Genomic DNA, 25,360 nt, shown 5'->3' with positions numbered 1-25,360 from the left:
CCGTGCTCCTCAGCGATCCCTCTCGTGGTACGGGAAGCAGGGCCCCGTCGTCGTGACCGACGGGGCCCTGCTCATAGGTCACTTGGTGTTGATGACCTTGTCGATCGCGGCGTCCGCGTCCTTGGCGGCGGCCTCGACCGACTTCTTGCCGTTCGCGATGTCGATCAGCATCGTCTTGAGGATCTGGGCCTTCTCGACCTGACCCCAGCCCGGAGCGGTCGGGACGAACCAGCTGGACTCGGCGGCCGTGGCGGCGACCGTGGTGGCCGGGTCGTTCTTCAGCGGGGCGAGGTCCGCCTTGTTGTTGGGCAGGTTGCCCTTGGCGACGAGGCCCTTCTGGCCCTCGGCGCCGGTGAAGGCGTTGATCCACTCGGCCGCGACGCCCTGCGCCTTGGACTTGACCGGGATGGCCAGGTCGGAGCCGCCGAGGAAGACCGGGAGGTTCTTGCCGGACGGGCCGGGCATCACGAAGTTCTCGAGCTTGTCGGCCAGTCCGCCGACCTTGTCGGTCTTCGGGTCGGCCGCGGTGGCGCCCTCCCAGCCGGCGGCGAACATCGCGGCGGCGTTGCCCTGACCGAAGACGACCGGGCGGTCGGCCTCGTCCTTGGTCTTGTCGCCGTGCATGTACTTGTCGAGGATGGCCTTGTACTCGTTGAGGCCCTTGAGGGACTCCGCCGAGGACAGGTTCGACTTCCAGGTCTCGCCGTCCTGCTTGGCGATGGAGCCGCCGGCCTCGAAGACGAAGGACATCGCGGCGTACCAGTCGGGCGACGGCTGGTACCAGGCGCTGAACTTGTCGCCCTTCTTCTTCTGGATGGCGTCGAGCGCGGCGGTCAGTTCGGCCCAGGTCTTCGGGGCGGCCTTCACGCCGACCTCGGCGGCGATGTCCTTGCGCCAGGTGCCCACACGGCCACCGGCGTAGTAGGGGACACCGTAGGTCTTGCCGTTGTAGGTGACCGAGTCCTTGAGGGCGTCGAGCCACTTGTCCGAGTTCTCGAACTTCGACGCGTCGACCTCGGCGAAGGCGCCCTTGGCCATGTAGCTGATCATCTCGGAGTTGCCCATCTCGACAACGTCCGGGGCCTTGTCCGTGGCGAGCACCGCGTCGAGCTTGGTGTTCTTGTCCGGCCAGCCGTAGTACTCGTGCTTGATCTTGATGCCCGGGTGCTTCTTGGTGACCGCGTCGTCGGCGGCCTTGACCAGATCGGGCCAGTTGTTCTGGGCGTCGACCGTCAGCCAGACGGTCAGCTCCTTGGCGTCTCCGCCGGCGTTGTCCCCGCTCTTGTCGGTACCGCCACACGCCGCGACGCCGACCATGATGCCCGCGACGCCGATCGCCGCGATGAGCTTGCGCTTCACGCCACCCTCCTCAGGGATGCCTGCAACCCCCCCACCGCGCGAAGACATACGTCGAGTAGTGCTCGTGGGGCTGGGACCTGGTCTTTAATGGTTTAGACCAGTACCCGGAGCTTGGCCTAGACCTTTAGGGGTGTCAAGGGTGTATAAGAAGGGCAGTCGCGTCCGTTATCGGACCGACACCTGAGGGAGGGCGACGACCCGTGACCGGTCCGTGCCACCATGTGAGCCGCGACAGACGGAGGAGCCGGTGACGGCAGCAGCACAGGAGTCGGGAAGGCAGGCCATGGCCACGGACGCGGGCAATACGGAGAAAGACAGCGGAGTCACCACCCGCACCGCGCGCGTACCCAAGTACTACCGACTGAAGCGGCACTTGCTCGACATGACGGAGACCCTGCCGCCCGGCACACCGGTCCCGCCGGAGCGCACTCTTGCCGCCGAGTTCGACACCTCGCGCACCACCGTGCGCCAGGCCTTGCAGGAGCTGGTCGTCGAGGGCCGGCTGGAACGCATCCAGGGCAAGGGCACCTTCGTGGCCAAGCCCAAGGTCTCGCAGGCGCTCCAGCTCACCTCGTACACCGAGGACATGCGCGCCCAGGGCCTGGAGCCCACCTCGCAGCTGCTCGACATCGGGTACGTCACCGCCGACGACACACTCGCCGGGCTGCTCGACATCTCGCCGGGCGGACGCGTGCTGCGGATCGAGCGGCTGCGCCTCGCGAGCGGCGAGCCGATGGCGATCGAGACCACACACCTGTCGGCCAAGCGCTTCCCGGCGCTGCGACGGTCGCTGGTGAAGTACACCTCGCTCTACACGGCGCTCGCCGAGGTGTACGACGTTCATCTGGCCGAGGCGGAGGAGACCATCGAGACCTCCCTCGCCACCCCGCGCGAGGCCGGCCTGCTCGGTACGGACGTGGGCCTGCCGATGCTGATGCTCTCCCGCCACTCGCTGGACGCGCAGGGCGAGCCGGTCGAGTGGGTGCGGTCGGTCTACCGCGGCGACCGGTACAAGTTCGTGGCCAGGCTTCAGCGACCCAACGGCTGAGCAGAACACGCCACTTCGGCGTGAACCGATGCCCCGGCACATCCGTGAGGAGTGTCGGGGCATTGTCGTCTTCCACTGAGCCGCACAGATCGACACCCGTCCGTTATTCGGACGGGGGTTCCATGGAGCGAAACAGTCCCCTAGATTTCACGCGCATTACGCAGGTGATCCATGCGATCCATGGTGTTCAGCGAGGGGACGGAGTCGCCGTATGTCTGAAGTGACACAAGGGAAACAACCGGTCGTCACACCGGTCCGCGTGGTGGTCGCGCTCTGTCTGATCGCGCCATTCGTGGCGATGCTCTGGGTGAGCTCGTACGCGAAGGTCGAACCGACCTTCGCCGGCATCCCGTTCTTCTACTGGTACCAGATGGCCTGGGTCGTCATCTCGACCGTGCTGACCATGATCGCTTACAAGCTGTGGCAGCGTGACCAGCGCGCCCGCAAGGAAGGTGCGTCGAAGTGAAGGACGGCGTGAACGGCGTCGCACTCGCCGTCTTCATCTTCTTCTTCCTGGCCGTCACGGTCATGGGATTCCTCGCCTCGCGCTGGCGCAGAGCCGAGAACGAGAACAGCCTCGACGAATGGGGTCTGGGCGGCCGCTCGTTCGGCACCTGGGTGACCTGGTTCCTGCTCGGCGGCGACCTCTACACCGCGTACACCTTCGTCGCCGTCCCGGCGGCCATCTACGCGGCGGGCGCGGCCGGCTTCTTCGCCGTCCCGTACACGATCCTCGTGTACCCGCTCATCTTCACCTTCCTGCCCCGCCTCTGGTCGGTGTCGCACAAGCACGGCTACGTCACCACCTCCGACTTCGTCCGCGGCCGCTTCGGCTCCAAGGGCCTGTCGCTCGCGGTCGCCGTCACCGGCATCCTCGCCACCATGCCGTACATCGCGCTCCAGCTGGTCGGCATCCAGGCCGTCCTGGACGTGATGGGCGTGGGCGGCGGCGAGAACACGCACTGGTTCATCAAGGACCTGCCGCTGCTCATCGCCTTCGGTGTCCTCGCGGCGTACACGTACTCCTCGGGTCTGCGCGCTCCGGCGCTCATCGCCTTCGTCAAGGACACGCTGATCTACATCGTCATCGCGGTGGCGATCATCTACATCCCGATCAAGCTGGGCGGCTTCGACGAGATCTTCGCCAAGGCCGGCGAGGCGTACGCGACGATCAACCCCGCCACCGAGAAGCCGCGCGGTGCGCTGGTGCCGGGCGAGATGGGCCAGTGGGGCTACGCGACGCTCGCGCTCGGCTCCGCGCTCGCGCTCTTCATGTACCCGCACTCGATCACGGCGACGCTCTCCTCGCGCAGCCGTGACGTGATCCGCCGCAACACGACGATCCTGCCGCTGTACTCGCTGATGCTGGGCCTGCTGGCGCTGCTCGGCTTCATGGCGATCGCCGCCGGTGTGAAGGTGACCAACGGTCAGCTCGCGATCCCGCAGCTGTTCGAGAACATGTTCCCCGACTGGTTCGCGGGCGTGGCCTTCGCCGCCATCGGCATCGGCGCGCTGGTGCCGGCCGCGATCATGTCGATCGCCGCCGCCAACCTCTTCACCCGCAACATCTACAAGGACTTCCTGAAGCCGGACGCCACGCCGGAGCAGGAGACCAAGGTGTCCAAGCTGGTGTCGCTCCTGGTGAAGGTCGGCGCGCTGGCCTTCGTCCTCACCATGGACAAGACGGTGGCGATCAACTTCCAGCTGCTCGGCGGCATCTGGATCCTGCAGACCCTTCCGGCGCTGGTCGGCGGTCTGTTCACCCGCTGGTTCCACCGCTGGGCGCTGCTCGCCGGCTGGGCCGTCGGCATGGTCTACGGCACGGCGGCGGCGTACGGCGTGGCCAGCCCGACCCAGAAGCACTTCGGCGGCTCGTCCGCCGAGATCCCGGGCATCGGCGAGATCGGCTACATCGGTCTCACCGCCTTCGTGATCAACGTGATCGTCACCGTCGTCCTCACCTTCGTCCTGAAGGCCGTCAAGGCCCCCGAGGGCGTCGACGAGACGTCTCCGTCGGACTACACGGCGGACGCGGGCGACGCGGGCGTCAAGACGCTCCCCAAGGTCGGCGCCGGTCACTGACCGTTCCGGTCCGCGCGAGGGCCCGGGGTCTCCGAGAGGAAACCCCGGGCCCTTCGCCGTGTCCCCGAGGCAGACTTCACCCATGGACTTCACCATCAGGGCGGTACGGCCCGAGGAGTACGAGGCCCTCGGCGAGGTCACCGCGCGCGCGTTTCTCGACGACGGACACCTCGACTTCGGCGAGGACGACTCCTATCTGCACGTGCTGCGGGACGTGGCCAGGCGGGACGCCGAGGCGGAGGTACTGGTGGCGGTGGACCGCGCCGGGACGGTCCTCGGCGGGGTGACCTTCGCCATGGGCGGCGGGGAGTGGGCCGACATCGCGGGCGAGGGCGAGGCCGAGTTCCGGATGCTCGCCGTGGCGAAGGGCGCGCGGGGCGGGGGTGTCGGCGAGGCACTCGTACGGTTCTGTGTGGAGCGGGCCAGGGAGACCCCGGGATGCCGGCGGCTGGTGCTCTCCACCCAGCCGAACATGGCCTCCGCGCACCGGATCTACGAGCGGATGGGCTTCGTCCGCACCCCCCAACGGGACTGGAAGCCGCTCGCCGACATGGATCCCCTGTACACGTACGGCCTGGAGCTCTGAGCCACCAACGACACAACATGTGGGGGGTGCTTCGAGGAGCGCCCCCCACATGTATGCTCATGCTCGCTGTCCTCGCAGGGGAATCCGGTGCAAATCCGGAACTGTCCCGCAACGGTGTGGTTTCTGTGTGCTTGCACGCCGGCCGAGTCCGAAGACCTGTGGACAGCGCGCCCGGTCCTTCCGTTCCGGGTGCACAGACGTCCGGGCCTCGCGGAGTGGGCCGCGGCGCGGCGCTGCCCTGCGTACGGGCGCGCCGCCGCCCGCCTTCCCCCGCCGGCCCCGAGCCGAGCGAGGGAGAGCCCCCACGTGACCATCGCGCCCGCCGATCCGGCCGCAGCGATCGAGAGCGACGGACCCGGGACCGTACTTCTGCGGACCCTGACCGATCTCACCGCCGATCTCCCCGACACCGACCCCGGCAAGGTCGCCGCCGCCGCGCTGCGTGGCCGCAACGCCGGTTCGGACGAGGCCGAGCTGCGCGAGCTGGCCACGGAGGCGGCCGCCGGTCTGATCGCCGAGGACCCCGCGTACTCCCGGCTCGCCGCCCGGCTCCTGACGATCACCATCGCCGACGAGGCGGCCGGACAGGGCGCGTACTCCTTCTCCGCCTCGGTCGCCGTCGGTCACCACGAGGGCCTGATCGCCGACCGCACCGCCGAGTTCGTCCGGCTGCACGCCGAGCGGCTCGACACGCTCATCGACGCGGACGCGGACGACCGCTTCGGCTACTTCGGTCTGCGCACCCTCTTCTCCCGCTACCTGCTGCGCCACCCGATCACCCGCAAGGTGATCGAGACCCCGCAGCACTTCATGCTTCGCGTCGCCTGCGGCCTGGCCGAGGACGACTCCACCCGCGCGCTGGACGAGGTCGCGGCGCTGTACGGGCTGATGAGTCGGCTCGACTACCTGCCCTCCTCCCCCACGCTCTTCAACTCCGGCACCCGCCACCCGCAGATGTCCTCCTGCTATCTGCTGGACTCCCCGCTGGACGAGCTGGACTCGATCTACGACCGCTACCACCAGGTCGCGCGTCTGTCGAAGCACGCCGGCGGCATCGGGCTCTCGTACTCCCGCATCCGCGCCCGCGGTTCGCTGATCCGCGGCACCAACGGGCACTCCAACGGCATCGTGCCGTTCCTGAAGACGCTCGACGCCTCCGTCGCCGCCGTGAACCAGGGCGGCCGGCGCAAGGGCGCGGCCGCCGTCTACCTGGAGACCTGGCACGCGGACATCGAGGAGTTCCTGGAGCTGCGCGACAACACCGGTGAGGACGCCCGGCGTACGCACAACCTGAACCTCGCGCACTGGATCCCCGACGAGTTCATGCGCCGGGTCAACGCGGACGCCGACTGGTCGCTGTTCTCCCCGGCGGACGTGCCCGAGCTCGTCGACCTGTGGGGCGAGGAGTTCGACGCCGCGTACCGGGCCGCCGAGGCGAAGGGCCTGGCCCGCAAGACCATGCCGGCCCGTGACCTGTACGGCCGGATGATGCGGACCCTGGCCCAGACCGGCAACGGCTGGATGACGTTCAAGGACGCCTCGAACCGTACGGCCAACCAGACGGCCGAGCCGGGCCACACGGTCCACTCCTCCAACCTCTGCACGGAGATCCTGGAGGTCACGAACGACGGCGAGACGGCCGTCTGCAACCTGGGCTCGGTCAACCTCGGCGCCTTCGTCCTGAACGGCTCCATCGACTGGGAGCGGCTCGACGCGACCGTCCGTACGGCCGTCACGTTCCTCGACCGCGTCGTGGACATCAACTTCTACCCGACCGAGCAGGCCGGCAACTCCAACTCCCGCTGGCGCCCGGTGGGCCTGGGCGCGATGGGTCTCCAGGACGTCTTCTTCCAGCTGAAGCTGCCCTTCGACTCCCCCAAGGCACGCGCGCTGTCCACCCGTATCGCCGAGCGGATCATGCTCGCCGCGTACGAGGCGTCCGCCGACCTCGCCGAGCGCAACGGGCCGCTGCCGGCCTGGGACAAGACCCGCACGGCCCGCGGTGTCCTGCACCCCGACCACTACGACGTCGAGCTCAACTGGCCCGAGCGCTGGGCCGCGCTGCGCGAGCGCATCGCCACCGTCGGGATGCGCAACAGCCTCCTCCTCGCCATCGCGCCGACGGCGACCATCGCCTCGATCGCGGGCGTGTACGAGTGCATCGAGCCGCAGGTCTCCAACCTGTTCAAGCGCGAGACGCTCTCCGGCGAGTTCCTCCAGGTCAACTCGTACCTGGTCGACGAGCTGAAGAAGCTCGGCGTGTGGGACGCGCAGACCCGTGAGGCGCTGCGCGAGTCCAACGGCTCGGTGGCCGGCTTCACCTGGGTCCCGGCCGAGGTCCGCGAGCTGTACCGCACGGCGTGGGAGATCCCGCAGCGCGGCCTGATCGACATGGCGGCGGCCCGTACGCCGTTCCTGGACCAGTCGCAGTCCCTGAACCTGTTCCTGGAGACGCCGACGATCGGCAAGCTGTCGTCGATGTACGCGTACGCCTGGAAGCAGGGCCTGAAGACGACGTACTACCTGCGCTCCCGCCCGGCGACGCGGATCGCCCGCGCGGCCCAGGCCGCGACGCCCACCGCCGCCACCATCCCCGTCCAGCAGGTCGCCGACCCCGACGCCGTCGCCTGCTCCCTTGAGAACCCCGAGTCCTGCGAGGCCTGCCAGTAATGAGCGCCAACGATCAGAAGAACCTCCTCGACCCGGGCTTCGAGCTGACTCTCCGCCCCATGCGCTACCCGGACTTCTACGAGCGCTACCGGGACGCGATCAAGAACACGTGGACGGTGGAGGAGGTCGACCTCCACTCGGACGTCGCCGACCTCGCCAAGCTGACGCCGGGTGAGCAGCACATGATCGGCCGTCTGGTCGCGTTCTTCGCGACCGGTGACTCGATCGTCGCCAACAACCTCGTGCTGACGCTGTACAAGCACATCAACTCCCCCGAGGCGCGGCTGTACCTCTCGCGCCAGCTGTTCGAGGAGGCCGTGCACGTCCAGTTCTATCTGACGCTGCTCGACACCTACCTGCCCAACCCGGAGGACCGCGCCGCCGCGTTCGCCGCCGTCGAGAACATCCCCTCCATCCGCGAGAAGGCGCAGTTCTGCTTCAAGTGGATGGACTCGGTCGAGAAGATCGACCGGCTGGAGACGCAGGCCGACCGCCGTCGCTTCCTGCTGAACCTGATCTGCTTCGCCGCGTGCATCGAGGGCCTGTTCTTCTACGGCGCCTTCGCCTACGTGTACTGGTTCCGGTCCCGCGGTCTGCTGCACGGGCTCGCGACCGGCACCAACTGGGTGTTCCGCGACGAGAGTTGCCACATGGATGCCGCTTTCGCGTTCGTCGACACCGTACGAGAAGAAGAGCCCGACCTCTTCGACGACGAGCTCGGCCGACAGATCACCGACATGATCAAGGAAGCCGTCGAAGCGGAGCTGCAGTTCGGCCGCGACCTGTGCGGCGACGGACTGCCGGGCATGAACACCGAGTCGATGCGCGAGTACCTCCAGTGCGTCGCCGACCAGCGCCTCGTACGCCTCGGCCTCACGCCGGTCTACGGCTCCGGCAACCCCTTCTCCTTCATGGAGCTCCAGGGCGTCCAGGAACTGACGAACTTCTTCGAGCGCCGCCCGTCCGCCTACCAGGTGGCGGTCGAGGGTTCGGTGGACCTGGACGAGGACTTCTAGCACCTGCACGGACAAGGGCTGCCCCCGGCTGCGCGCCGGAGGCAGCCCTGAGTCGTCACGGCTCCTTCAGCGTGACCTCGATGAGGCCAGGGTCGAATGGGGCGTTCCTGGTCCGGTTCCTCGGGATCGGGCGAATCACGACTGACTCGACTACCGCAGCCAGGGCCAGGCGCTTCTGTCTGATGTCGTATGAGGTCCAGCGTTCACGTGTGAATCGGGCGAGCAGATTCCTGTCCTCCTGCCGAGCGTAGAAGTCTGTCCGGTCCTCTTCGAGATCACGTAGCTGCATACGGGTCAGATCCGTGGGATCCTCCGCCGCTCGCAGCTTGGTCAGCTGCTCCTCCGCCGGAAAGACAGACCTGTCGGGCTCTGTACCTCCGTACCTCGCTTCGAGTGCGCGCAGGGCCACCGCCTCGACGCGCGCGTCCACGAGGTCAGCACGACGCCCGACCTTCCGACACTTCGCTGCCACGCATCTATACGACGGGTGCCTGTTCGTCCCACGCGGAGGTTGCCCTCCCATCTTGCAGCCGCACATCGAACCCGCGTCGCCTGGGTAGCCGCAGTGCAGAAACCCTGAGAGCAGATACTTACGCCCGAGATCAGCCTGCTCCCTGCGCTCTCGTGCGCTCCGCGCCGTACCCAGCTCCATCACCCGGGACAGATGCGCTTGCTTGTAGGTGGGCCGCTTGCCGTGAGGTGAATGCCAGCGATCACAGCGCTCCACCAGCTTCAGCCATTCTTCCGGCGTCGCCACCGTCTGCCATGCGCCGACGACGGGCCGCCCTGACGCCCTGTCCCGGACCAGCTCTCCCGCCACAATGCGATACCCGCAGATGGCCGGGTTCGTGACCATCGACTGCACCGTGTCCACGGCCCATCGACTGCCGCGGACCGTGGGAACCGACTCCTCCGTGAGCCAGTCGGTGATCGCCGTCCACGATGCTCCGACAAGCGCCATGTCGATGGCGGCACGCAGGTACATCGAGCGGCTGCCAGGCTGGGCTGGGCTGAAGAGTGAGGGTCGCTGATGCATCGCCACGCCTACCGCGGAGCATAGCCAGTGTTCCATCCAGGGTGCTTTCCATACCTTTGCGCTTCAACGCAGTCGGCATCGCTTCCTTGGTCACGGGGTGGACCGCAGCGGCGGGGCTTGCCATGTCATGCCCGGGGGCTGAAGCAGGGGCGAGGGCTCGGGACCGGGGTCGTCGGTGTCGATGACCCCGGCTGCCGCGTGGTCGAAGCCGGTGGGCCAGCGGGTGCGAGCGCTGGCCAGGGCACCGCTCAGGCGGGCTTCCGCGAGGTCCGCGTTGCTCAGGTCGGTGCCGCGCAGGTCGGCCATGCGAAGGTCCGCGCGGTGGAAGACCGCGCCGTCGGCATCGGCCTTGCGGAGGTTCGCCTCGCGCAGATCGGCCTCGGTGAAGTCGGCGTCACGCACGTCGGTTTCGACCATCTTCGCGCCCCGCAGGTCGGCCAGAACGCACCGTGCCCGGCGGAGGATCGCCGTCGTCAGGTCGGCGTGCCGCAGGTTGACCGAGACCAGGGAGGCCTGGGTCAGGTTGGCGTGATACAGCCCCGCCGCCTCCATGCAGGCGCGGTCGAGGTTGACCTCGATGAACCACAGCCCGTCGCAGTCGGCCCGGCGCAGGTCGGTGACGCTGAGATTGACCCAGGACTCTTCCCGGTTCTGGCACAGCACACCGAGCGCGGTCAGCGCCACCTGGGCGTCGGCGGCGCGGGTCTCCAGCGGGGCGATCTGGTTGATGGGAACGTCCGCCGTCGGCGATTCCTGGCCGGTGGGCGGCCAGGGCAGGTGGGTACGCAGATACGCGGCCTGGATCGAGATGACGGCCTCCCGGTCGCGGGCGGACTGCTCCGCGATCCGCCACAGCGCGTGCAGGCCGCCGATGCGCACATCCAGTTTGTCGCTGCCGAGCTGGTCGACCGCCCGGCTGAACCGGTCGGTGACGTAGCCCTCCTGGGTGGCGCGCAGACCGTCCTGGCTCACCCTCAGTTGCCGCCACGTGGCGTACGCGCCGAAGAGCACGACCAGTCCGCCGATCACCTGGAGAAGCGTCGCCCGGACATCGTTCACCGCCTTCAGCCGATCCTGCGCGGCGACGCTCGCTCCGGCGAGATCGTGGTCGACCACGACCCCCGGCAGTACGACGAACACCACGCCCAGAACGGCCGGCCCCGCCACGGCGGCCGTCAGAACCGCGGCTGTGCGGCGATGCCTGGCCAGCCGGTCGCGCCACGCGCGCCGGCCGCGGTCCGGTTCCCCCATGTTCATTGGTATGGGAGCCTAGGCGCCGCCCGGAAAACGATCAAGACACACGACAGGGAGCGGCAACGTGGACGATCTCGTACGCACACGCCTCATGGCGGGCGCCGCCGCCCTGTTCATCGTCGCGGCCGGCCTCGGGATCCGATACGCGGCGTCGGGCAGCGTCGCCAAGTACGCGGGGGACGCGCTCTACACCGTGCTGGTCCTGGCCCTGGTTGTGCTGCTCGCGCCGCGGGTCAGGCCCGCGGTGGCGGCGGGGATCGCGCTCGGGTTCAGCTGCGCGGTGGAGCTGTTCCAACTGAGCGGCGTACCGGCCGAGATGGCTCTGCGCAGCACGCTCGCGCGCCTCATGCTCGGTACGTCGTTCAACGCGCCGGACCTGTTCTGGTACGCGATCGGCGCGGCGGTCGGCTGGGCCGTCCACCGCGCCGTACGGACGCGAAGCGGCGAGGGTCAGTCGTTCGGGACGGTCTCGTAGCGCGGGGTGCCCTCTTCCATCTGCCGCAGCGCGTCCTTGCGGTCGCGCTTGGAGAGGCGGTCGATGTACAGGTAGCCGTACAGGTGGTCCGTCTCGTGCTGGAGGCAGCGGGCGAAGTAGCCGGTTCCGCGGACCTTGATCGGGTTGCCCTGGGCGTCCTGGCCGTGGACCTCGGCGTAGTCCGGGCGGGCCAGCGAGGCGTACGCGGTCGGGACCGACAGGCAGCCCTCGTTGGAGTCGTCCAGAACGCGGCGGTCGGCCGGCAGGTCCTGGAGCACCGGGTTGACGACGACACCGGTGTGCCGCACGCCCTCGTCGTCGGGGCAGTCGTAGACGAAGACCTTGAGGTCCACACCGATCTGGTTCGCGGCCAGGCCCACGCCCTCGGCCGCCTTCTGGCTGGCGAACATGTCGTCGATCAGCGCGGCGAGCTCGTCGCCGAACTCGGTGACCTCCTTGCACTCCTTGTGGAGCACCGGGTTGCCGACGACCGTGATCGGGCGCGCCGTGCCGCGCTCGCGGTACGCGAGCTCACGCGCCTCGCAGTCCTCCGTGTCGACGACGAAACCGTCGTTGATCTGCTCGTCAGTCTCCTGCTGCGCCATTCCGCCGCACGCCTTCCTCAGAACCCCAGTCGATGGTCCCGTACAGCCTAAGGGCAGGATCCGGGCAGTTCAGCAGACCTCTTCGAGATCCCGCCACTCGCGGTTGTCGGGGCTGTCCGCCACCCAGCCGTCGAGAAGCCCGCGGACCAGGCCGACGGGCGCGGCGATCCCGCACTCCCGTTCGGGGACCCAGAGCTCGCCGGGCGAGCGGTGACCGAGGGGGCCGGGGTGTCCCGGTTCGCTGTGGTCGTGGGGGTCGAGATGCTCGCCCTCGCCCTCGGCGCTGGGCATCGTCGACTCGGAGCAGGCGCGACAGAGCAGCCGGACCGACGAGGACCAGTCCTCGGCGGCGAATCCGGCGTCCGCGGCGAGCTGCTCCAGGGCGTCGCGGTCGGCCTCGGTGGCGGCCTCCAGGAGGACCACCCAGGTGGGGACGGGCGAGGGGGCCCACAGCTCGATCTCGTCGAAGACGGGGTAGGAGGGGCCCGCGGTGGTGGTGCGCTCGCCATTGGGCACGCCGTCGTGGAGGACGACCTCGCCCCAGCGCCGGCCGGAGGACGGCAGCGGGATGGACAGCACCTCGATACGGGCCGGGTCGAGCCTGCGGCCCCACACGACCTCGGCCTCGCCCTCGGGCGAGAGCCGGACGGCGGCGCTGCCGAGCTCCATGCCGGCGGGCTCACCGGTCCCGGCGGAGGCCCCGGGCACCTTCAGCCCGTACGCCTGCCAGGCGCGGCGGGCCAGCGGCCAGTCCTGGAGCGCGGTGGCGGCGATGCCGACGTTCCACCAGTCCGGGGCGCCGGTCTCCTTGTCGAGGAGCGCGACGGCGCGCAGCCCGGCGGCCCGCGCCTGCTCCCAGTCGTGCCGGAACTTGTGCAGCAGCGCCAGGTTGAACCAGGACTCCGAGAGCCAGGGCTCCAGATCCGCCGCGCGCGTGAGCAGCGCACCCGCGTCCTCGTACCGGCCGTCGCCGATCAGCGTGAACGCGCGGTCGGTGGCCTGCCGCCACGAGGCGGAGGGCCGATGCCGTACCTTCCCGAAGATCCTCACGATTCCCGCCTGCCGGTCGCTTCACCCTCTTGTTCGCATCCAACCATGCCCGGTTGGACGCGCGCTCATTACCCATGGGTTACCCAGGAGGGACAGGGGTGACGCCGCCCCTTGCCAGGACTCTGGCGAGGGATTCCACGACCTTCGGCTGGTGGTCGCGGGCCGTGGACAGGCGGAGCCTTTCGAGGGCGGCGAGCGCCCCGCCGGCACTGTGGCCCGCGAGGTCGTCGTAGGCGTTGACGGTACGGACGATCCGGGCGGGCAGGGGTTGGTCGCGGTACGGATCGGCCTGCCGTTCCACGACGACGGCCACGGCCGCGGGGACCCCGGTCTGGCGGACGACCGCGCCGCCGAGGAGGGCGATCCGGCGCTGTTCCTCGGCCGGGAGGAGAGCCGTGGCGCCCTCCGGGACCGGGTCGACGAGGGAGAGCTGCCCGATGTCGTGCATGAGCGCCGCGTACTCCAGGACGGTCAGCTCGGACCCGGAGAGCCCCAGCTCGCGCCCGACGGCGCCGCTGAGGGCGGCGACGCGGTGGGCGTGGCCGGGCGCGGTGTAGCCGGCGATCTCGGTGGCGCGGGCGAGGGAGGCGATGGTCTGCCGGTTGGTGGTGCGCACGGCCGCGTAGCGCCGGAAGGAGACCTGGGTGAGCAGCAGCGGTACGCAGAAGACGGGCAGCGCCCAGAGCCCCGCGGCGGCCACTCCGAGGGCCATCACGGTGCCGGTGGCGCAGACCGCGGAGCCGATGCCGAGGAGGGCGCGCAGCTCGTCGCGCAGGAGGGGGCCGTACGGGATGGGGGTACCTCCCGTGCGCCGCAGGGCGCGACGGGGGAGGGTGCGGGCCCGGAGCATCAGGGCGGCGAGGACGGCGTCGCACAGGGCGGTGAGGACGAGCAGAAGCAGCAGGTAGAGGGCGTAGGAGGGGCCCTGGCCGAGGTAGTGGGTGAGCTCGCCCGAGTTGTAGAGCGGCTGGAAGCAGAGGGCGGCGAAGGCGACGGTGAGAATGCGCCGCTCCAGGTGGTCGAGGCCGGGGCCCTTGCCGCGGGCGACGTGCGGAACGATCCCGGCGAGGCCGGCCGCGACGACGACGGCGATGACCTGGAGCACGCCGTGGGTGGTGGTGCGGCCCCCGCTCTCGCCGAGCAGGGCGTAGGCGAGGGCTCCGGCGGCGGCGATCGGCGCGGACTCCCTGCCCCGGAGCTCGCCGAGCACGGGCGGGGCACCCCAGCGGGCGAGCTCGCCGAGCGCGATGAGCACGCCGAACGCGAGGGCGTGACCGGGCTCGTCGATCCCGTACCAGAGCGTGGAGGCGAGTCCGGCGACGGTGAGGACGAGCGCGGTCCCGTGGACCGCGCCGACGATGACCGCCCCGGGCCTCATGCGCGCCGACCGGGCGGGACGTGGGCCTTCGGCGCAGAGGGGCCCGCGCGGCGGGCCTCGGCGCCGCGGGCGCGAGCGGCCGCGGACGGGACGGCGTCCGCGCGGGGCGCCCGGACCTGGGGAGGAGCCGGGGCGGGGGCGGACGGGGCGCCCGCGCCGGAGCTCCGCACGGGATCGGACGGGTCGCCGGCACCGGAGCTCCGTACGGGGTCCGGCGGGTCGCCCGCGCCGGAGTTCCTCGTCGGCGGAACGCCCGCGCCCGGGAGCGCCGGCTCGTCGGCGGTGACGGCCGTCTGCCAGCCGTGGAGGTCGAGCGCCCGGACCAGGGCCCGCACCATCCGCGGGTCGAAATGTGTGCCCGCGCACCGCTCCAGTTCCGCCACCGCCGTCCCCACCGGCCGCGCCCTGCTGTAGCACCGGGTCGACGTCATCGCGTCGAAGGCGTCGGCGACCGCGACCACCCGGGCGAACTCCGGGATCTGGGCGCCCCTGAGCCCGTACGGGTAGCCGGTCCCGTCCATCTTCTCGTGGTGGTGCAGGATCGCCGCCCGGGCCTCGCCCAGGAAGCCGATGCCCCGGACCATCTCGTGTCCGTACTCCGGGTGCAGTTCGATGATCCGGCGCTCCTCGGGTGTCAGCGGCCCGTCCTTCGTGAGCACCCGGGTCGGTACGCCGAGCTTGCCCACGTCGTGGAGGATCCCCGCGAAGCGGAGGATCTCCAGGCGCTCCTCCGCCATGCCCAGCTCACGGGCGATCAGCACGGAGGCCCGGCCGACCCGTTCGCTGTGTCCCCGGGTGTACTTGTCCTTGATGTCGACGGCCTGGACCAGGGCGCGGATCGTCGCCTGGTGCGCGGCGCGTTCGCGGTGGTACTGGGCGAAGATCCAGCACGAGATGTACATCGGCAGCAGGACGAAGAGCGCGGCGACGGGGCCGTACGTACTGCGCCACAGCACCGCCATCATCAGCCCGGCGAGTCCGTGCACGGCGTGCGGGGCGAGGGCGCGGACGAAAAGGCCGCGCCAGGCGGTGCCCGGGGCGAGACCCTCGGCCGTCGTCCGGATTCCGCCGTCGAGAGCGGTCAGGACCAGGCAGAAGGTGAGCGCGGAGGCCCCGGCCGGCAGCAGGACGTACGGGAAGTCGGGGGTGTGCTTCCCGTGGCCGAGGACGTCCTCGCAGCTCAGGACGGCGGCGACCAGGGAGGCGGTCCAGACGGCGAGCACGAGCTGACCGGCCCGCCACAGTCGGCGTACGCCGGCCGGCCGCTGCCGGACGCGGGAGAGCAGCGCTCCGGGCAGCGCCGTCAGCGCGGCGGCGGAGGGCGGCAGGAGCAGCGCCGAGGCGAGCAGGACCGGAAAGAACGATCCGGCTCCCAAGGGCACCGAGCCGCCCAGCGCCCGGCCGAGCAGCGGGCAGCGGCCGGGCAGCTCGCACGCGGCGTAGAGGGCGGCGAGCAGCGCGACGGTGCCCCAGGGGGTCTGCGCACCGGGGTGCAGGGCGGGCAGGACGCACCCGGCGGCGCCGAGGAGGGCGCAGCCGATGTACACCCGTGCCGCTCGCGGAATCGCCATCACGCCCATCACGCCTGTCACGCTAGCGAGTTGGACGGCGCGTGAGGGCGGTCGGCGAACGATTCGCACCATCGGGTGATACAAGCTGATGAACGCATGAGGGCCGTCGCGATCACCTCGCGACGGCCCTTCAGGCGGGATCGGCGGTCACTCCTGGGCGGTCGCCGTGATGTCCATGTCCTGCTCGGGCACCAGTTGGCCGGAGCGGATGAGGTCGATGCGGCCCATCACCTTGGCCCGCAGATCGGTGGGCACGTCGTCACTGCCGCAGCACCGCTTGACGAGCTTCTTCACCGCCTGCTCCAGGCCGTACTTCTCCAGGCACGGGGAGCACTCCTCGAAGTGCACCTCGAACTTGGTGCAGTCACTGTCGGGCATCTCATGGTCGAGGAACTCGTAGAGATGATCCAGGACCTCTGAGCAATCCGTCTCGTGCGGCTCTCCGCAGCTCATGAGCCCGAGCCTTTCAGATCGTTCGACGACTCTCCGGCGCCCGCGGGAACGAGCCCGCGATCACGGGCGTAGTCCTCGAGCATGCCGCGCAACTGGCGGCGGCCCCGGTGCAGTCGGGACATCACCGTACCGATGGGTGTACCCATGATGTCCGCGATCTCCTTGTACGCAAAGCCCTCGACATCCGCGAGATAGACGGCGATGCGGAATTCCTCGGGGATCGCCTGGAGCGCTTCCTTCACGTCGGAGTCCGGCAGGTGGTCGAGGGCCTGGGACTCGGCGGAGCGCAGACCGGTCGACATGTGCGACTCGGCGCGGGCGAGCTGCCAGTCCTCGATCTCCTCGGCGGCGCTGCGCTGGGGCTCACGCTGCTTCTTGCGGTACGAGTTGATGAAGGTGTTGGTCAGGATGCGGTACAGCCACGCCTTCAGATTCGTACCCTCGCGGAACTGGTGGAACGAGCCGTACGCCTTGGCATACGTCTCCTGCACCAGGTCCTCGGCGTCCGCGGGATTGCGCGTCATACGCAGCGCGGCGGAGTACATCTGGTCGAGGAATCCGAGGGCGTCCCGCTCGAAGCGCGCGTTGCGCTCCGCGGTCGTCTCCTCGGGGCCGTCGTCGGTCCCTGTGTCGGTCCCAGTGACCGGACCCACCTCCTCCAGCGCTGCGGCGAATCCGAATGCGGACCCGCTCGATTCGGAGGATAGACGAGGAACCGCTCCGCCCGCCGCCCGAATAGGGGCGGCCTTGGGAGCGGGCAGCACTGTCCAGTCGAGGTCAGCGGCCTGCGCGCGCTCGGGGCAGATGGTCGAACCCATGCGACGGACTCCCTCTTCCTTGCTCTCACACCGACATGCGTGACAACCGTGGTCGCACGCTCAACATTCCCGGAGTGACGCGACCCACGAGGTGACTTCTTCGACGATGAGTTCGAGGGTCCCCTCCGGTGTGACAGGGGCGCGTTTGGCGACGGCGAAGCTGTGATCGCCGTACGGCACCTCGACGAGTCGGTACGGCCCTTCGGGGAACTCCTCGGGCTTTCCGAAGGCGTCGTTGCCGCCCTGGACGACCAGAGTGGGCAGGCCCGTCCCGAGCAGTTCGTCGGCCCGGGAGCTCTCCGGCCGGCCCGGCGGGTGCAGCGGGAAGCTCAGGGCGAGCACGGCGGCGGCCCCGAGCTCCTTCCCGGTCCGGCAGGCGACCCGGGCGCCGGCGCTGCGGCCCCCGGCGATCACCGGGAGGCCGGGCTTCGTGAGCGCGGGCCAGATCCCGCGCCATCCGACGTCCAGGGTCTTCGGCGCGGGCGCCACCTTCTTCCCGGCGACCCGCCACGGCTGCTCGACGAGCGCCACCGTCACCCCCCGCGCCGGCAGCGTCCCGGCGAGGGCCTGGAGGTCCCGCGCCTCGATCCCGCCGCCGGCCCCATGGCTGAGGGCCAGGACCGTCCACGGCTTCTTGCCGGGGTGCCAGGTAATCCGGGCGTCCCCGGCGTCGGTCGTCACGTTCTCGCTCTTGGTCACGCGCCCATCCTGCCGCGCGGGACCGTCCGGGGCGGCGCTCAGAACAGCGTGCCGACCTCCGGTCCCTCCAGCTCGGTCAGGAGCTCCGGGCCGTTGTTGCGGACGTTGCTGACCGTCGTGGCAACCGGGTAGGCCCGCATCAGCCCCTCCGGCGGGGCCGCGAGCATCCCGCGCAGGTCCTCCACGTCCGTGTGCCGCGGGTCCAGCCAGGCGTCCCAGCGGTCCGGGGTCAGCATCAGCGGCATCCGGGGGTGGATGTCCGCGAGCGAGTGGGGACCCTCCTCCGGGGCGACGCCCAGCGGTCCCTTCTCCGCCTCCGTCGTGATCACGGAGCACGTCACCCACCACGCCGACGGGTGGTCGTCGGGCAGCGTGCGGTCGCGCCAGAACTCGTAGAGTCCGGCCATCGCGAAGACCGAGCCGTCCGCCGGGGTCACGAAGTAGGGCTGTTTCCGCGGCCGCTTCTTCTTCCCCTCGACCTCCAGCTCCCGCTCCCCCGAGCCGGTCACCCACTCGTAGTAGCCGTCGGCGGGGAGGATGCACCGCCGCGCGGAGAAGGCCCGCTTGAACGACGGCTTCTCGGCGATCGTCTCCGCCCGTGCGTTGATCATCCTGGCCGCGCCCTCCGGCGACTTCGACCAGGACGGCACCAGACCCCACTTCAATGTCCGCAGCTGGCGAACCGGGCGTGGTGAATCCGCGTCTTTCAGGGGGCGTTCCAGGACCGCGTAGACCTCCTTGGTCGGGGCCACGTTCCAGTCGGGAGCCAGGGTCTCCTCGGGCTCCCACTTCTCGACCTCGAAGACACCCACCAGGTCCTCGGGCCGACGACTCGCTGCATACCGTCCGCACATACGTGCCACACTGCCACTCCCTCCCGTCGCCCGACCACCACCCCTCAACGACGGCGCTGCGCACCGGCACCGTTCCCACCCCTCCCGAGGAGCCGATCCGAAAATGACCGAAGTCCTCGGCACCCAGCCCGCCCCGGAAGAGTGGCTGGTGATCGTCACCGGCGTGGCCGCGCTGCTCGTCACGGTCCCCCGCGCGATATGGCGGCTGTCCCGCAACGCCATCACCATCGCCCACGAGGGCGGCCACGGTCTGATCGCCCTCCTCACCGGCCGTCGGCTGCAGTCCATCCGGCTCCACTCGGACACCAGCGGCCTCACGGTCTCCCGCGGCCGCCCGACCGGCATCGGCATGATCCTCACCGCCGCCGCCGGTTACACCGCCGCCCCGCTGCTCGGCCTCGGCGGCGCCTGGCTGCTGGCCGACCACCGGGTCACGCTGCTGCTCTGGCTGGCCACCGCGCTCCTGCTGGCCATGCTGGTGATGGTCCGCAACGCGTACGGGATCTTCACCGTGCTCCTCACGGGCGCCGCGTTCCTCCTGGTCTCCTGGCTGACCGGCCCGGACGTCCAGTCGGCGTTCGCGTACTCCGTCGTCTGGTTCCTGCTCCTCGGCGGCGTCCGGCCGGTCTTCGAGCTCCAGGGCAAGCGGCGCCACGGCGGCGCGCCGGACTCGGACGCCGACCAGCTCGCCCGTCTCACCCATGTCCACCCGGCGCTCTGGCTGTTCTTCTTCCACGCCGTCTCGATCTGTTCCCTGATCGGCGGAGGCCGCTGGTTGCTGGGGCTGTAGTCGGTGCGGGCCCCACTAAAGTGAGGGCATGACCGAAACCTCCTCGCACACCGACCTGCAGACAGACCCCTGGCCCGCCCCGCACGCGAGCGGTGCTGTCGACGCGACCGTCACCGTGCCCGGATCGAAGTCGGTCACCAACCGCGGCCTGGTCCTCGCCGCGCTCGCCGCCGAGCCGGGCTGGCTGCGCCGCCCGCTGCGCTCCCGCGACACGCTGCTGATGGCCGAGGCGCTGCGCACGCTGGGTGTGCGGATCGAGGAGGGCGTGGGTCCGGACGGTACGGGCGAGGCATGGCGGATCATCCCGGCCGCGCTGCGCGGCCCGGCGACGGTGGACGTCGGCAACGCCGGTACGGTCATGCGCTTCCTGCCGCCGGTCGCGGCCCTCGCCGACGGCCCGGTGCACTTCGACGGCGACGCCCGTTCCCACGAGCGGCCGCTCAACGGCGTGATCGACGCGCTGCGTGTGCTCGGCGCGCGGATCGACGACGACGGGCGCGGCGCGCTGCCGATGACCGTGCACGGCGGCGGAGCGCTGGACGGTGGCCCGGTGGAGATCGACGCCTCCTCGTCCTCGCAGTTCGTCAGCGCGCTGCTGCTCTCCGCGCCGCGCTTCAACCAGGGCGTGGAGGTACGCCACGTCGGCGCGAACCTGCCCTCCATGCCGCACATCCGGATGACCGTCGACATGCTGCGCGTGGTCGGCGCCCAGGTCGACGAGCCGGAGACCGGTGGCGAGCAGAACGTCTGGCGGGTCTCCCCCTCGGCGCTGCTCGGCCGGGACCTGACCGTCGAGCCCGATCTGTCCAACGCCCAGCCGTTCCTGGCCGCGGCCCTGGTCACCGGTGGCCGGGTCACCGTTCCGGACTGGCCGGCGCGAACCACTCAGCCCGGTGACGCGCTGCGCGAGATCTTCACCGAGATGGGTGGCTCCTGCGAGCTGACCGAGGCGGGTCTCACCTTCACCGGCACCGGCCGGATCCACGGCATCGACGTCGACCTGAGCGAGGTCGGCGAGCTGACACCCGGCATCGCGGCGGTCGCGGCGCTGGCCGACTCCCCCTCCACCCTGCGCGGCGTCGCCCATCTGCGGCTCCACGAGACGGACCGTCTGGCGGCCCTGACCAAGGAGATCAACGAGCTGGGCGGCGCTGTGACGGAGACCGAGGACGGTCTGCACATCCGCCCGCGCCCGCTGCACGGCGGTGTGTTCCACACGTACCACGACCACCGCATGGCGACGGCGGGCGCGATCATCGGCCTCGCGGTCGAGGGCGTGGAGATCGAGAACGTGGCGACGACCGCCAAGACCTTGCCCGACTTCCCCAGGATGTGGACCGAAATGCTCGGAGTCTGATCCATGCGGCGCTACGGCAAGCACACCGACGAGGACGACATCCGCCAGCGGCCCAACCGCAAGGGCAACCGTCCCCGTACCAGCATCCGTCCCAAGCACGAGGACGCGGTCGAGGGCATGGTCCTCACCGTGGACCGTGGCCGACTCACGTGTCTCGTCGACGACCGGGTCGTCATGGCGATGAAGGCCCGCGAGCTGGGCCGCAAGGCCGCGGTCGTCGGCGACCGGGTCTCCCTCGTGGGTGATCTGTCCGGCGAGAAGGACACGCTGGCCCGGATCGTACGGATCGGTGAGCGCAGCTCCGTGCTCCGCCGCACGGCCGACGACGACGATCCGTTCGAGCGGGTGGTCGTGGCCAACGCCGACCAGCTGGCGATCGTCACCGCGCTCGCCGACCCCGAGCCCCGCCCGCGGCTCATCGACCGCTGTCTGGTCGCCGCGTACGACGGTGGACTGACCCCGCTCCTGGTCCTGACGAAGTCGGACCTGGCCAAGCCGGACGAGCTCCTGGAGATGTACGGCGCGCTCGGTGTGCCGCATGTGGTCACCACCCGCGACGAGTTCGTGGACGGGGTCGCCGCCGAGCGGGTGCACGAGCACCTCAAGGGGCGGACCACCGCGTTCGTCGGGCACTCCGGTGTCGGCAAGACGACCCTGGTCAACGCGCTGGTCCCGGCGGACCGACGGCGGACCACGGGTGTCGTCAACGCGGTGACGGGCCGCGGCAGGCACACCACCACCTCGGCGCTCGCCCTGCCGCTCAACGACAAGGAGGGCGGCTGGGTCATCGACACCCCGGGTGTGCGCTCCTTCGGCCTGAACCACGTCGACCCGTCCCGGGTGATCCTCGCCTTCCCCGATCTCGTACCGGGTACGGAGAACTGTCCGCGGGCCTGCAGCCACGACGAGCCGGACTGCGCGCTGGACACATGGGTGGCCGAGGGGCACGCCGATCCGGCACGGCTGTATTCACTGCGGCGACTGCTCTCGACCAGGGAGAGACGCGAAGGCGACTGAGTCGTGCACGTTTGCGGTCGGCTGCTGTTGGTAAGTGCATAATCGCACCAAGTGAGACGAAGCAGTCAGCGACGGCGTGGGAGGCACTGACGATGGCGTGGCTGCTGGTGGTGGTCGCGGGGCTGCTGGAAACGGGCTTCGCCGTCTGCCTGAAGCTCTCGCACGGGTTCACCCGGTTCTGGCCGACCGTCGCCTTCGCCTGCTTCGCCCTCGGGAGCTTCGGACTGCTGACCCTCGCCCTGCGCAAACTGGACGTGGGCCCCGCGTACGCGGTGTGGACCGGCATCGGCGCGGCCGGGACCGCGATCTACGGCATGGTCTTCCTGGGTGACGTCGTGTCCACCCTGAAGATCGTCTCGATCACACTGGTGATCGTCGGCGTCGTCGGCCTCCAGCTCTCGGGTTCGGCCCACTGACCGTCCGCCGCGGACGGCCCGGGGGCGACGACGTACGACAGCGCGAGGCGCAGGGCGATCTCGCACGACCGCAGCACGTCCTCACGTCCGCTCCCGGCGAGCGCCGTCGCGGCCCGGTCCCGGGCGAGTCCGAGCAGGTCCGCGGGCGAGGGCACCCCGGCGTCGGCGCGCCGCTGGGCGGGTACGGCGGAGGCGCGGGCACCGGCCCTTGCCGGGCGGGGCGTCGGGAGCCGCTCCCCCCAGGAGCCGGTGAGCAGCGCGCGCAGCACCGGGCGCGCGCCGGCCGCGGCGACGGTCCACTCGGCGACGGCGGCGAGGTTGCGCACGGGCGGGACGGGCCGGGCGAGGACCTGGTCCACGCCCTGGAGGTAGACGTCCGCCTCGCGCCGTACCAGCGCGCGCGCCAGTCCCTCCTTGCTGCCGAACTCGTTGTAGAGGGTCTGCCGGGAGACTCCCGCGGCGGAGGCCACGTCGACCATCCGGACCGCGGACCAGGGCAGCCCCCCGAGCGCCGCCAGCGCGGCGTTCAGCAGGGCCTCACGGGCAGTAGGCATCGTCGCCTCCCGGCCAGAACGGTTCTGCGCACAGAGTTGACGGGTGGCCACGCACTGTCAAGGGCTCCCGTATGGCCACGTCCCTTCGAGGGATAGAGTTTCGACCATGGCCGATTACCACGACGATCTCCGCCTCGCCCATGTCCTCGCGGATGCCGCCGACGCGGCCACCATGGACCGGTTCAAGGCGCTCGACCTGAAGGTCGAGACCAAGCCGGACATGACGCCGGTCAGCGAGGCGGACAAGGCCGCGGAGGAGCTGATCCGTGGTCAGCTCCAGCGCGCCCGGCCGCGCGACGCGATCCTGGGCGAGGAGTACGGCGTGGAGGGCACGGGCCCGCGCCGCTGGGTGATCGACCCGATCGACGGCACCAAGAACTACGTGCGCGGCGTGCCGGTCTGGGCGACGCTGATCGCGCTGATGGAGGCCGGTGACACCGGCTTCCAGCCGGTGGTGGGCGTGGTCTCGGCGCCGGCGCTCGGCCGCCGCTGGTGGGCGGCGAAGGGGGCGGGCGCGTACACGGGCCGCAGCCTGACGTCGGCGACGCGGATCCAGGTCTCGAAGGTCTCGGAGCTCGGTGACGCCTCCTTCGCGTACTCCTCGTTGAGCGGCTGGGAGGAGCGGGACCGCCTGGACGGCTTCCTCGACCTCACGCGCGCGTGCTGGCGGACGCGGGCGTACGGCGACTTCTGGCCGTACATGATGGTCGCCGAGGGCGCGGTGGACATCTGCGCCGAGCCCGAGCTGTCCCTCTGGGACATGGCGGCCACGGCGATCGTCGTCCAGGAGGCGGGCGGCACGTTCACCGGCCTCGACGGTCGGCACGGCCCGCACAGCGGCAACGCGGCGGCGTCGAACGGCCTGCTCCACGGCGAACTGCTGAGCTATCTGAACCAGAAGAGCTGACCCCCGCGCGCGGGGGCGTCTCGCACGCCCCCCGCGCCCCGCGTACTTGGTCGCGCCCTCTTGTCGACCCCCTCGACCGATGCCACGCTGAGAGTCCCCCCACTTGTGAACTTGTGAAACCGTTCTCGTTGAAGGCGGGAACGGTTCACGAAGGAGGTGGCTCCCTTCATGCTCGTCCGTGACGCCATGAGCACGGTGGTCCTCACCATCGGCCCCGCCCACACCCTCCGTCAGGCCGCAAGACTGATGTCGGCGCGCCGCGTCGGCGCGGCCGTCGTCCACGACAGCGACGCCGGCGGGTTCGGAATCCTCACCGAGCGCGACATCCTCAACTCGATCGGCGCCGACCAGAACCCCGACCACGAGACCGCGAGCTCCCACACCACCACCGACGTCGTCTTCGCCGCACCCACCTGGACCCTGGAGGAGGCGGCCGCCGCCATGACCCACGGCGGATTCCGCCATCTCGTCGTCCTGGACGGACACGGACCCGTGGGCATCGTCTCGGTACGCGACATCATCCGCTGCTGGACCCCGGCACACCGGCACGCGGCGCCCATGGCGAGCTGACACCGGAGCGGGCCGGACCTCCGTACGGAAGTCCGGCCCGCTCCTTCGCCACGACAAGCGCCCTCGGCCGCGCAGGGCCTGGACGGCGGCGTCGAGCCGCTTGCCGAAGTCACCGATGGCCTTCAGCCTTGGCCAATGCCGTCTTCGATCCTACGATGGACAATGTCCAAGTCAAGTACACATCCAAGGTAACACCCGTTCGGGACCCCGATTCAGCCACTGTTAGTCTGGTTCTCATGAGTGACCTGTTGGAACGACTGCGCGGCCGCGGCTGGCGAATGACCGCGCAGCGGCGCGTCGTGGCCGAGGTCCTCGACGGGGATCATGTGCATCTGACCGCCGACGAGGTCCATGCCCGTGCCGTGGAGCGACTGCCCGAGATCTCCCGGGCGACCGTCTACAACACACTGGGCGAGATGGTCACCCTCGGTGAGGTCATGGAAGTGGCGACGGACGGCCGCGCCAAGCGGTACGACCCGAACGCCCACCGCCCGCACCAGCACCTGGTCTGCGGGCGTTGCGGTGCCATCCGCGACGTCCACCCCTCCGGCAACCCGCTGGCCGACCTGCCGGACACGGAGCGCTTCGGCTTCACGATCTCCGGCGTCGAGGTCACGTACCGCGGCCTCTGCCCGAACTGCGCCACCACGGCCTGAGACGACGGCCGGACGACGGCCTCGGACGACGAAGCCCCCACCGGACGGTGGGGGCTTCTTCCGTACCCCTCCGCGTGGGCACGCACGACGAAGGCCCGGATCCAGTGACTGGATCCGGGCCTTCGTTCGCTACTGAGTC

General features: G+C 70.2%; 26 protein-coding genes and 1 riboswitch. Of the genes, 14 read left to right on the top strand and 12 right to left on the bottom strand.

The window, feature by feature from the left end; translation table 11 throughout:
• Nucleotides 1-78: 78 nt before the first annotated feature.
• Nucleotides 79-1,359, bottom strand: a complete 1,281-nt coding sequence (locus ACFC0D_RS27820) for an extracellular solute-binding protein (protein WP_376441411.1) — start codon at nt 1,357-1,359, stop codon at nt 79-81.
• A 283-nt stretch (nt 1,360-1,642) separates the two neighbouring features.
• Between ACFC0D_RS27820 and ACFC0D_RS27815 the strand changes: the two genes are divergently transcribed.
• The 6 genes from ACFC0D_RS27815 (at nt 1,643) to ACFC0D_RS27790 (ending at nt 8,761) form a co-directional block, all read left to right on the top strand.
• Nucleotides 1,643-2,407 carry a GntR family transcriptional regulator gene (locus ACFC0D_RS27815; RefSeq protein ID WP_362368576.1) on the top strand — a complete coding sequence of 255 codons (765 nt, stop codon included), beginning with the start codon at nt 1,643-1,645 and terminating at the stop codon, nt 2,405-2,407.
• Between the two features lie 211 nt (nt 2,408-2,618).
• A complete protein-coding gene (locus tag ACFC0D_RS27810) occupies nt 2,619-2,873 on the top strand; it encodes a DUF3311 domain-containing protein (protein WP_361436479.1) in 255 nt (84 codons plus the stop codon).
• Nucleotides 2,870-4,489: a monocarboxylate uptake permease MctP gene (gene mctP / locus ACFC0D_RS27805; RefSeq protein ID WP_376441407.1), complete on the top strand. Its 1,620-nt coding sequence runs from the start codon at nt 2,870-2,872 to the stop codon at nt 4,487-4,489. Before ACFC0D_RS27810 ends, mctP begins: the two co-directional genes overlap by 4 nt.
• 82 nt (nt 4,490-4,571) lie before the next feature.
• Complete coding sequence (locus ACFC0D_RS27800) at nt 4,572-5,075, top strand: GNAT family N-acetyltransferase (RefSeq protein ID WP_376441404.1); 504 nt, start codon at nt 4,572-4,574, stop codon at nt 5,073-5,075.
• 78 nt (nt 5,076-5,153) lie between these two features.
• Nucleotides 5,154-5,232: riboswitch (cobalamin riboswitch) on the top strand.
• 149 nt (nt 5,233-5,381) lie between these two features.
• Nucleotides 5,382-7,745 carry a ribonucleoside-diphosphate reductase subunit alpha gene (locus ACFC0D_RS27795; RefSeq protein ID WP_376441401.1) on the top strand — a complete coding sequence of 788 codons (2,364 nt, stop codon included), beginning with the start codon at nt 5,382-5,384 and terminating at the stop codon, nt 7,743-7,745.
• Nucleotides 7,745-8,761, top strand: a complete 1,017-nt coding sequence (locus tag ACFC0D_RS27790) for a ribonucleotide-diphosphate reductase subunit beta (protein WP_376441399.1) — start codon at nt 7,745-7,747, stop codon at nt 8,759-8,761. Before ACFC0D_RS27795 ends, ACFC0D_RS27790 begins: the two co-directional genes overlap by 1 nt.
• A gap of 55 nt (nt 8,762-8,816) precedes the next feature.
• Here the strand turns inward: ACFC0D_RS27790 and ACFC0D_RS27785 are convergent, their stop codons facing one another.
• Together ACFC0D_RS27785 and ACFC0D_RS27780 are read right to left on the bottom strand one after the other, a co-directional pair.
• A complete protein-coding gene (locus ACFC0D_RS27785) occupies nt 8,817-9,746 on the bottom strand; it encodes a recombinase family protein (protein ID WP_376441396.1) in 930 nt (309 codons plus the stop codon).
• Nucleotides 9,747-9,887: 141 nt separating this feature from the next.
• Nucleotides 9,888-11,054 carry a pentapeptide repeat-containing protein gene (locus ACFC0D_RS27780; RefSeq protein WP_376441394.1) on the bottom strand — a complete coding sequence of 389 codons (1,167 nt, stop codon included), beginning with the start codon at nt 11,052-11,054 and terminating at the stop codon, nt 9,888-9,890.
• An 88-nt stretch (nt 11,055-11,142) separates the two neighbouring features.
• Here ACFC0D_RS27780 and ACFC0D_RS27775 point away from each other — a divergent pair, with 88 nt between their 5' ends.
• Nucleotides 11,143-11,526 carry a DUF2809 domain-containing protein gene (locus ACFC0D_RS27775; protein ID WP_376441458.1) on the top strand — a complete coding sequence of 128 codons (384 nt, stop codon included), beginning with the start codon at nt 11,143-11,145 and terminating at the stop codon, nt 11,524-11,526.
• On the opposite strand, the gene def is transcribed toward ACFC0D_RS27775, so the two are convergent.
• From def to ACFC0D_RS27735, 8 genes are all read right to left on the bottom strand, one after another.
• Nucleotides 11,502-12,131, bottom strand: coding sequence for a peptide deformylase (def, locus tag ACFC0D_RS27770; RefSeq protein WP_376441391.1), 630 nt, complete (start codon nt 12,129-12,131; stop codon nt 11,502-11,504). The genes ACFC0D_RS27775 and def overlap by 25 nt on opposite strands.
• 69 nt (nt 12,132-12,200) lie before the next feature.
• Nucleotides 12,201-13,181, bottom strand: a complete 981-nt coding sequence (locus tag ACFC0D_RS27765) for a tetratricopeptide repeat protein (protein WP_376441388.1) — start codon at nt 13,179-13,181, stop codon at nt 12,201-12,203.
• A 79-nt stretch (nt 13,182-13,260) separates the two neighbouring features.
• Nucleotides 13,261-14,559, bottom strand: a complete 1,299-nt coding sequence (locus tag ACFC0D_RS27760) for an HD-GYP domain-containing protein (protein WP_376441385.1) — start codon at nt 14,557-14,559, stop codon at nt 13,261-13,263.
• Nucleotides 14,556-16,133 (bottom strand): HD-GYP domain-containing protein, encoded by a 1,578-nt coding sequence (locus ACFC0D_RS27755; protein WP_376441455.1) that lies wholly within the window; start codon nt 16,131-16,133, stop codon nt 14,556-14,558. The genes ACFC0D_RS27760 and ACFC0D_RS27755 overlap by 4 nt, the downstream gene beginning before the upstream one ends.
• A gap of 144 nt (nt 16,134-16,277) precedes the next feature.
• Complete coding sequence (gene rsrA / locus ACFC0D_RS27750) at nt 16,278-16,583, bottom strand: mycothiol system anti-sigma-R factor (RefSeq protein ID WP_376441382.1); 306 nt, start codon at nt 16,581-16,583, stop codon at nt 16,278-16,280.
• Entirely contained in the window at nt 16,580-17,236 is a 657-nt protein-coding gene (locus ACFC0D_RS27745; protein ID WP_055641410.1) for a sigma-70 family RNA polymerase sigma factor, read from the bottom strand. The genes rsrA and ACFC0D_RS27745 overlap by 4 nt, the downstream gene beginning before the upstream one ends.
• A gap of 225 nt (nt 17,237-17,461) precedes the next feature.
• The gene (locus tag ACFC0D_RS27740) at nt 17,462-18,100 is read right to left on the bottom strand and encodes an alpha/beta family hydrolase (protein ID WP_376441378.1); all 639 of its coding nucleotides are present in this window, start codon (nt 18,098-18,100) and stop codon (nt 17,462-17,464) included.
• A 38-nt stretch (nt 18,101-18,138) separates the two neighbouring features.
• A complete protein-coding gene (locus tag ACFC0D_RS27735) occupies nt 18,139-18,954 on the bottom strand; it encodes an SOS response-associated peptidase (protein WP_376441375.1) in 816 nt (271 codons plus the stop codon).
• 103 nt (nt 18,955-19,057) lie between these two features.
• On the opposite strand from ACFC0D_RS27735, the gene ACFC0D_RS27730 reads away from it, so the two are divergent.
• The 4 genes from ACFC0D_RS27730 (at nt 19,058) to ACFC0D_RS27715 (ending at nt 22,534) form a co-directional block, all read left to right on the top strand.
• A complete protein-coding gene (locus ACFC0D_RS27730) occupies nt 19,058-19,744 on the top strand; it encodes a M50 family metallopeptidase (protein WP_376441372.1) in 687 nt (228 codons plus the stop codon).
• 28 nt (nt 19,745-19,772) lie between these two features.
• Nucleotides 19,773-21,101: a 3-phosphoshikimate 1-carboxyvinyltransferase gene (gene aroA, locus ACFC0D_RS27725; RefSeq protein ID WP_376441369.1), complete on the top strand. Its 1,329-nt coding sequence runs from the start codon at nt 19,773-19,775 to the stop codon at nt 21,099-21,101.
• Between the two features lie 3 nt (nt 21,102-21,104).
• Nucleotides 21,105-22,118 carry a ribosome small subunit-dependent GTPase A gene (gene rsgA / locus ACFC0D_RS27720; RefSeq protein ID WP_376441366.1) on the top strand — a complete coding sequence of 338 codons (1,014 nt, stop codon included), beginning with the start codon at nt 21,105-21,107 and terminating at the stop codon, nt 22,116-22,118.
• 92 nt (nt 22,119-22,210) lie between these two features.
• Nucleotides 22,211-22,534 carry a DMT family transporter gene (locus ACFC0D_RS27715; RefSeq protein ID WP_376441362.1) on the top strand — a complete coding sequence of 108 codons (324 nt, stop codon included), beginning with the start codon at nt 22,211-22,213 and terminating at the stop codon, nt 22,532-22,534.
• Here the strand turns inward: ACFC0D_RS27715 and ACFC0D_RS27710 are convergent.
• The gene (locus ACFC0D_RS27710; protein ID WP_376441359.1) at nt 22,426-23,088 is read right to left on the bottom strand and encodes a TetR/AcrR family transcriptional regulator; all 663 of its coding nucleotides are present in this window, start codon (nt 23,086-23,088) and stop codon (nt 22,426-22,428) included. The genes ACFC0D_RS27715 and ACFC0D_RS27710 overlap by 109 nt on opposite strands.
• Before the next feature lie 106 nt (nt 23,089-23,194).
• Here ACFC0D_RS27710 and hisN point away from each other — a divergent pair, with 106 nt between their 5' ends.
• The 3 genes from hisN (at nt 23,195) to ACFC0D_RS27695 (ending at nt 25,221) form a co-directional block, all read left to right on the top strand.
• On the top strand, nt 23,195-23,995 hold the full coding sequence (gene hisN, locus ACFC0D_RS27705; RefSeq protein WP_376441356.1) for a histidinol-phosphatase: 801 nt from the start codon (nt 23,195-23,197) through the stop codon (nt 23,993-23,995).
• A gap of 168 nt (nt 23,996-24,163) precedes the next feature.
• Nucleotides 24,164-24,565, top strand: a complete 402-nt coding sequence (locus ACFC0D_RS27700) for a cyclic nucleotide-binding/CBS domain-containing protein (protein WP_376441353.1) — start codon at nt 24,164-24,166, stop codon at nt 24,563-24,565.
• Nucleotides 24,566-24,801: 236 nt separating this feature from the next.
• A complete protein-coding gene (locus tag ACFC0D_RS27695; RefSeq protein ID WP_376441350.1) occupies nt 24,802-25,221 on the top strand; it encodes a Fur family transcriptional regulator in 420 nt (139 codons plus the stop codon).
• Nucleotides 25,222-25,360 lie beyond the last annotated feature (139 nt).

It is taken from the genome of Streptomyces sp. NPDC056222 (genome assembly GCF_042264065.1).
Lineage (GTDB): Bacteria > Actinomycetota > Actinomycetes > Streptomycetales > Streptomycetaceae > Streptomyces.
Note: the sequence above shows the minus strand (reverse complement) of the source record. Positions and strands in the feature narration are given on the sequence as shown.

Bases quoted from the DNA above. Each gene is read 5' to 3' on its own strand.
- ACFC0D_RS27815 (WP_362368576.1), top strand. From the start codon at position 1,643: ATGGCCACGGACGCGGGCAATACGGAGAAAGACAGCGGAGTCACCACC.
- ACFC0D_RS27810 (WP_361436479.1), top strand. From the start codon at position 2,619: ATGTCTGAAGTGACACAAGGGAAACAACCGGTCGTCACACCGGTCCGC.
- ACFC0D_RS27800 (WP_376441404.1), top strand. From the start codon at position 4,572: ATGGACTTCACCATCAGGGCGGTACGGCCCGAGGAGTACGAGGCCCTC.
- ACFC0D_RS27790 (WP_376441399.1), top strand. From the start codon at position 7,745: ATGAGCGCCAACGATCAGAAGAACCTCCTCGACCCGGGCTTCGAGCTG.
- ACFC0D_RS27785 (WP_376441396.1), bottom strand. From the start codon at position 9,746: ATGTACCTGCGTGCCGCCATCGACATGGCGCTTGTCGGAGCATCGTGG.
- ACFC0D_RS27780 (WP_376441394.1), bottom strand. From the start codon at position 11,054: ATGAACATGGGGGAACCGGACCGCGGCCGGCGCGCGTGGCGCGACCGG.
- ACFC0D_RS27775 (WP_376441458.1), top strand. From the start codon at position 11,143: ATGGCGGGCGCCGCCGCCCTGTTCATCGTCGCGGCCGGCCTCGGGATC.
- def (WP_376441391.1), bottom strand. From the start codon at position 12,131: ATGGCGCAGCAGGAGACTGACGAGCAGATCAACGACGGTTTCGTCGTC.
- ACFC0D_RS27760 (WP_376441385.1), bottom strand. From the start codon at position 14,559: ATGAGGCCCGGGGCGGTCATCGTCGGCGCGGTCCACGGGACCGCGCTC.
- rsrA (WP_376441382.1), bottom strand. From the start codon at position 16,583: ATGAGCTGCGGAGAGCCGCACGAGACGGATTGCTCAGAGGTCCTGGAT.
- ACFC0D_RS27735 (WP_376441375.1), bottom strand. From the start codon at position 18,954: ATGTGCGGACGGTATGCAGCGAGTCGTCGGCCCGAGGACCTGGTGGGT.
- ACFC0D_RS27730 (WP_376441372.1), top strand. From the start codon at position 19,058: ATGACCGAAGTCCTCGGCACCCAGCCCGCCCCGGAAGAGTGGCTGGTG.
- aroA (WP_376441369.1), top strand. From the start codon at position 19,773: ATGACCGAAACCTCCTCGCACACCGACCTGCAGACAGACCCCTGGCCC.
- rsgA (WP_376441366.1), top strand. From the start codon at position 21,105: ATGCGGCGCTACGGCAAGCACACCGACGAGGACGACATCCGCCAGCGG.
- ACFC0D_RS27715 (WP_376441362.1), top strand. From the start codon at position 22,211: ATGGCGTGGCTGCTGGTGGTGGTCGCGGGGCTGCTGGAAACGGGCTTC.
- ACFC0D_RS27710 (WP_376441359.1), bottom strand. From the start codon at position 23,088: ATGCCTACTGCCCGTGAGGCCCTGCTGAACGCCGCGCTGGCGGCGCTC.
- hisN (WP_376441356.1), top strand. From the start codon at position 23,195: ATGGCCGATTACCACGACGATCTCCGCCTCGCCCATGTCCTCGCGGAT.
- ACFC0D_RS27700 (WP_376441353.1), top strand. From the start codon at position 24,164: ATGCTCGTCCGTGACGCCATGAGCACGGTGGTCCTCACCATCGGCCCC.
- ACFC0D_RS27695 (WP_376441350.1), top strand. From the start codon at position 24,802: ATGAGTGACCTGTTGGAACGACTGCGCGGCCGCGGCTGGCGAATGACC.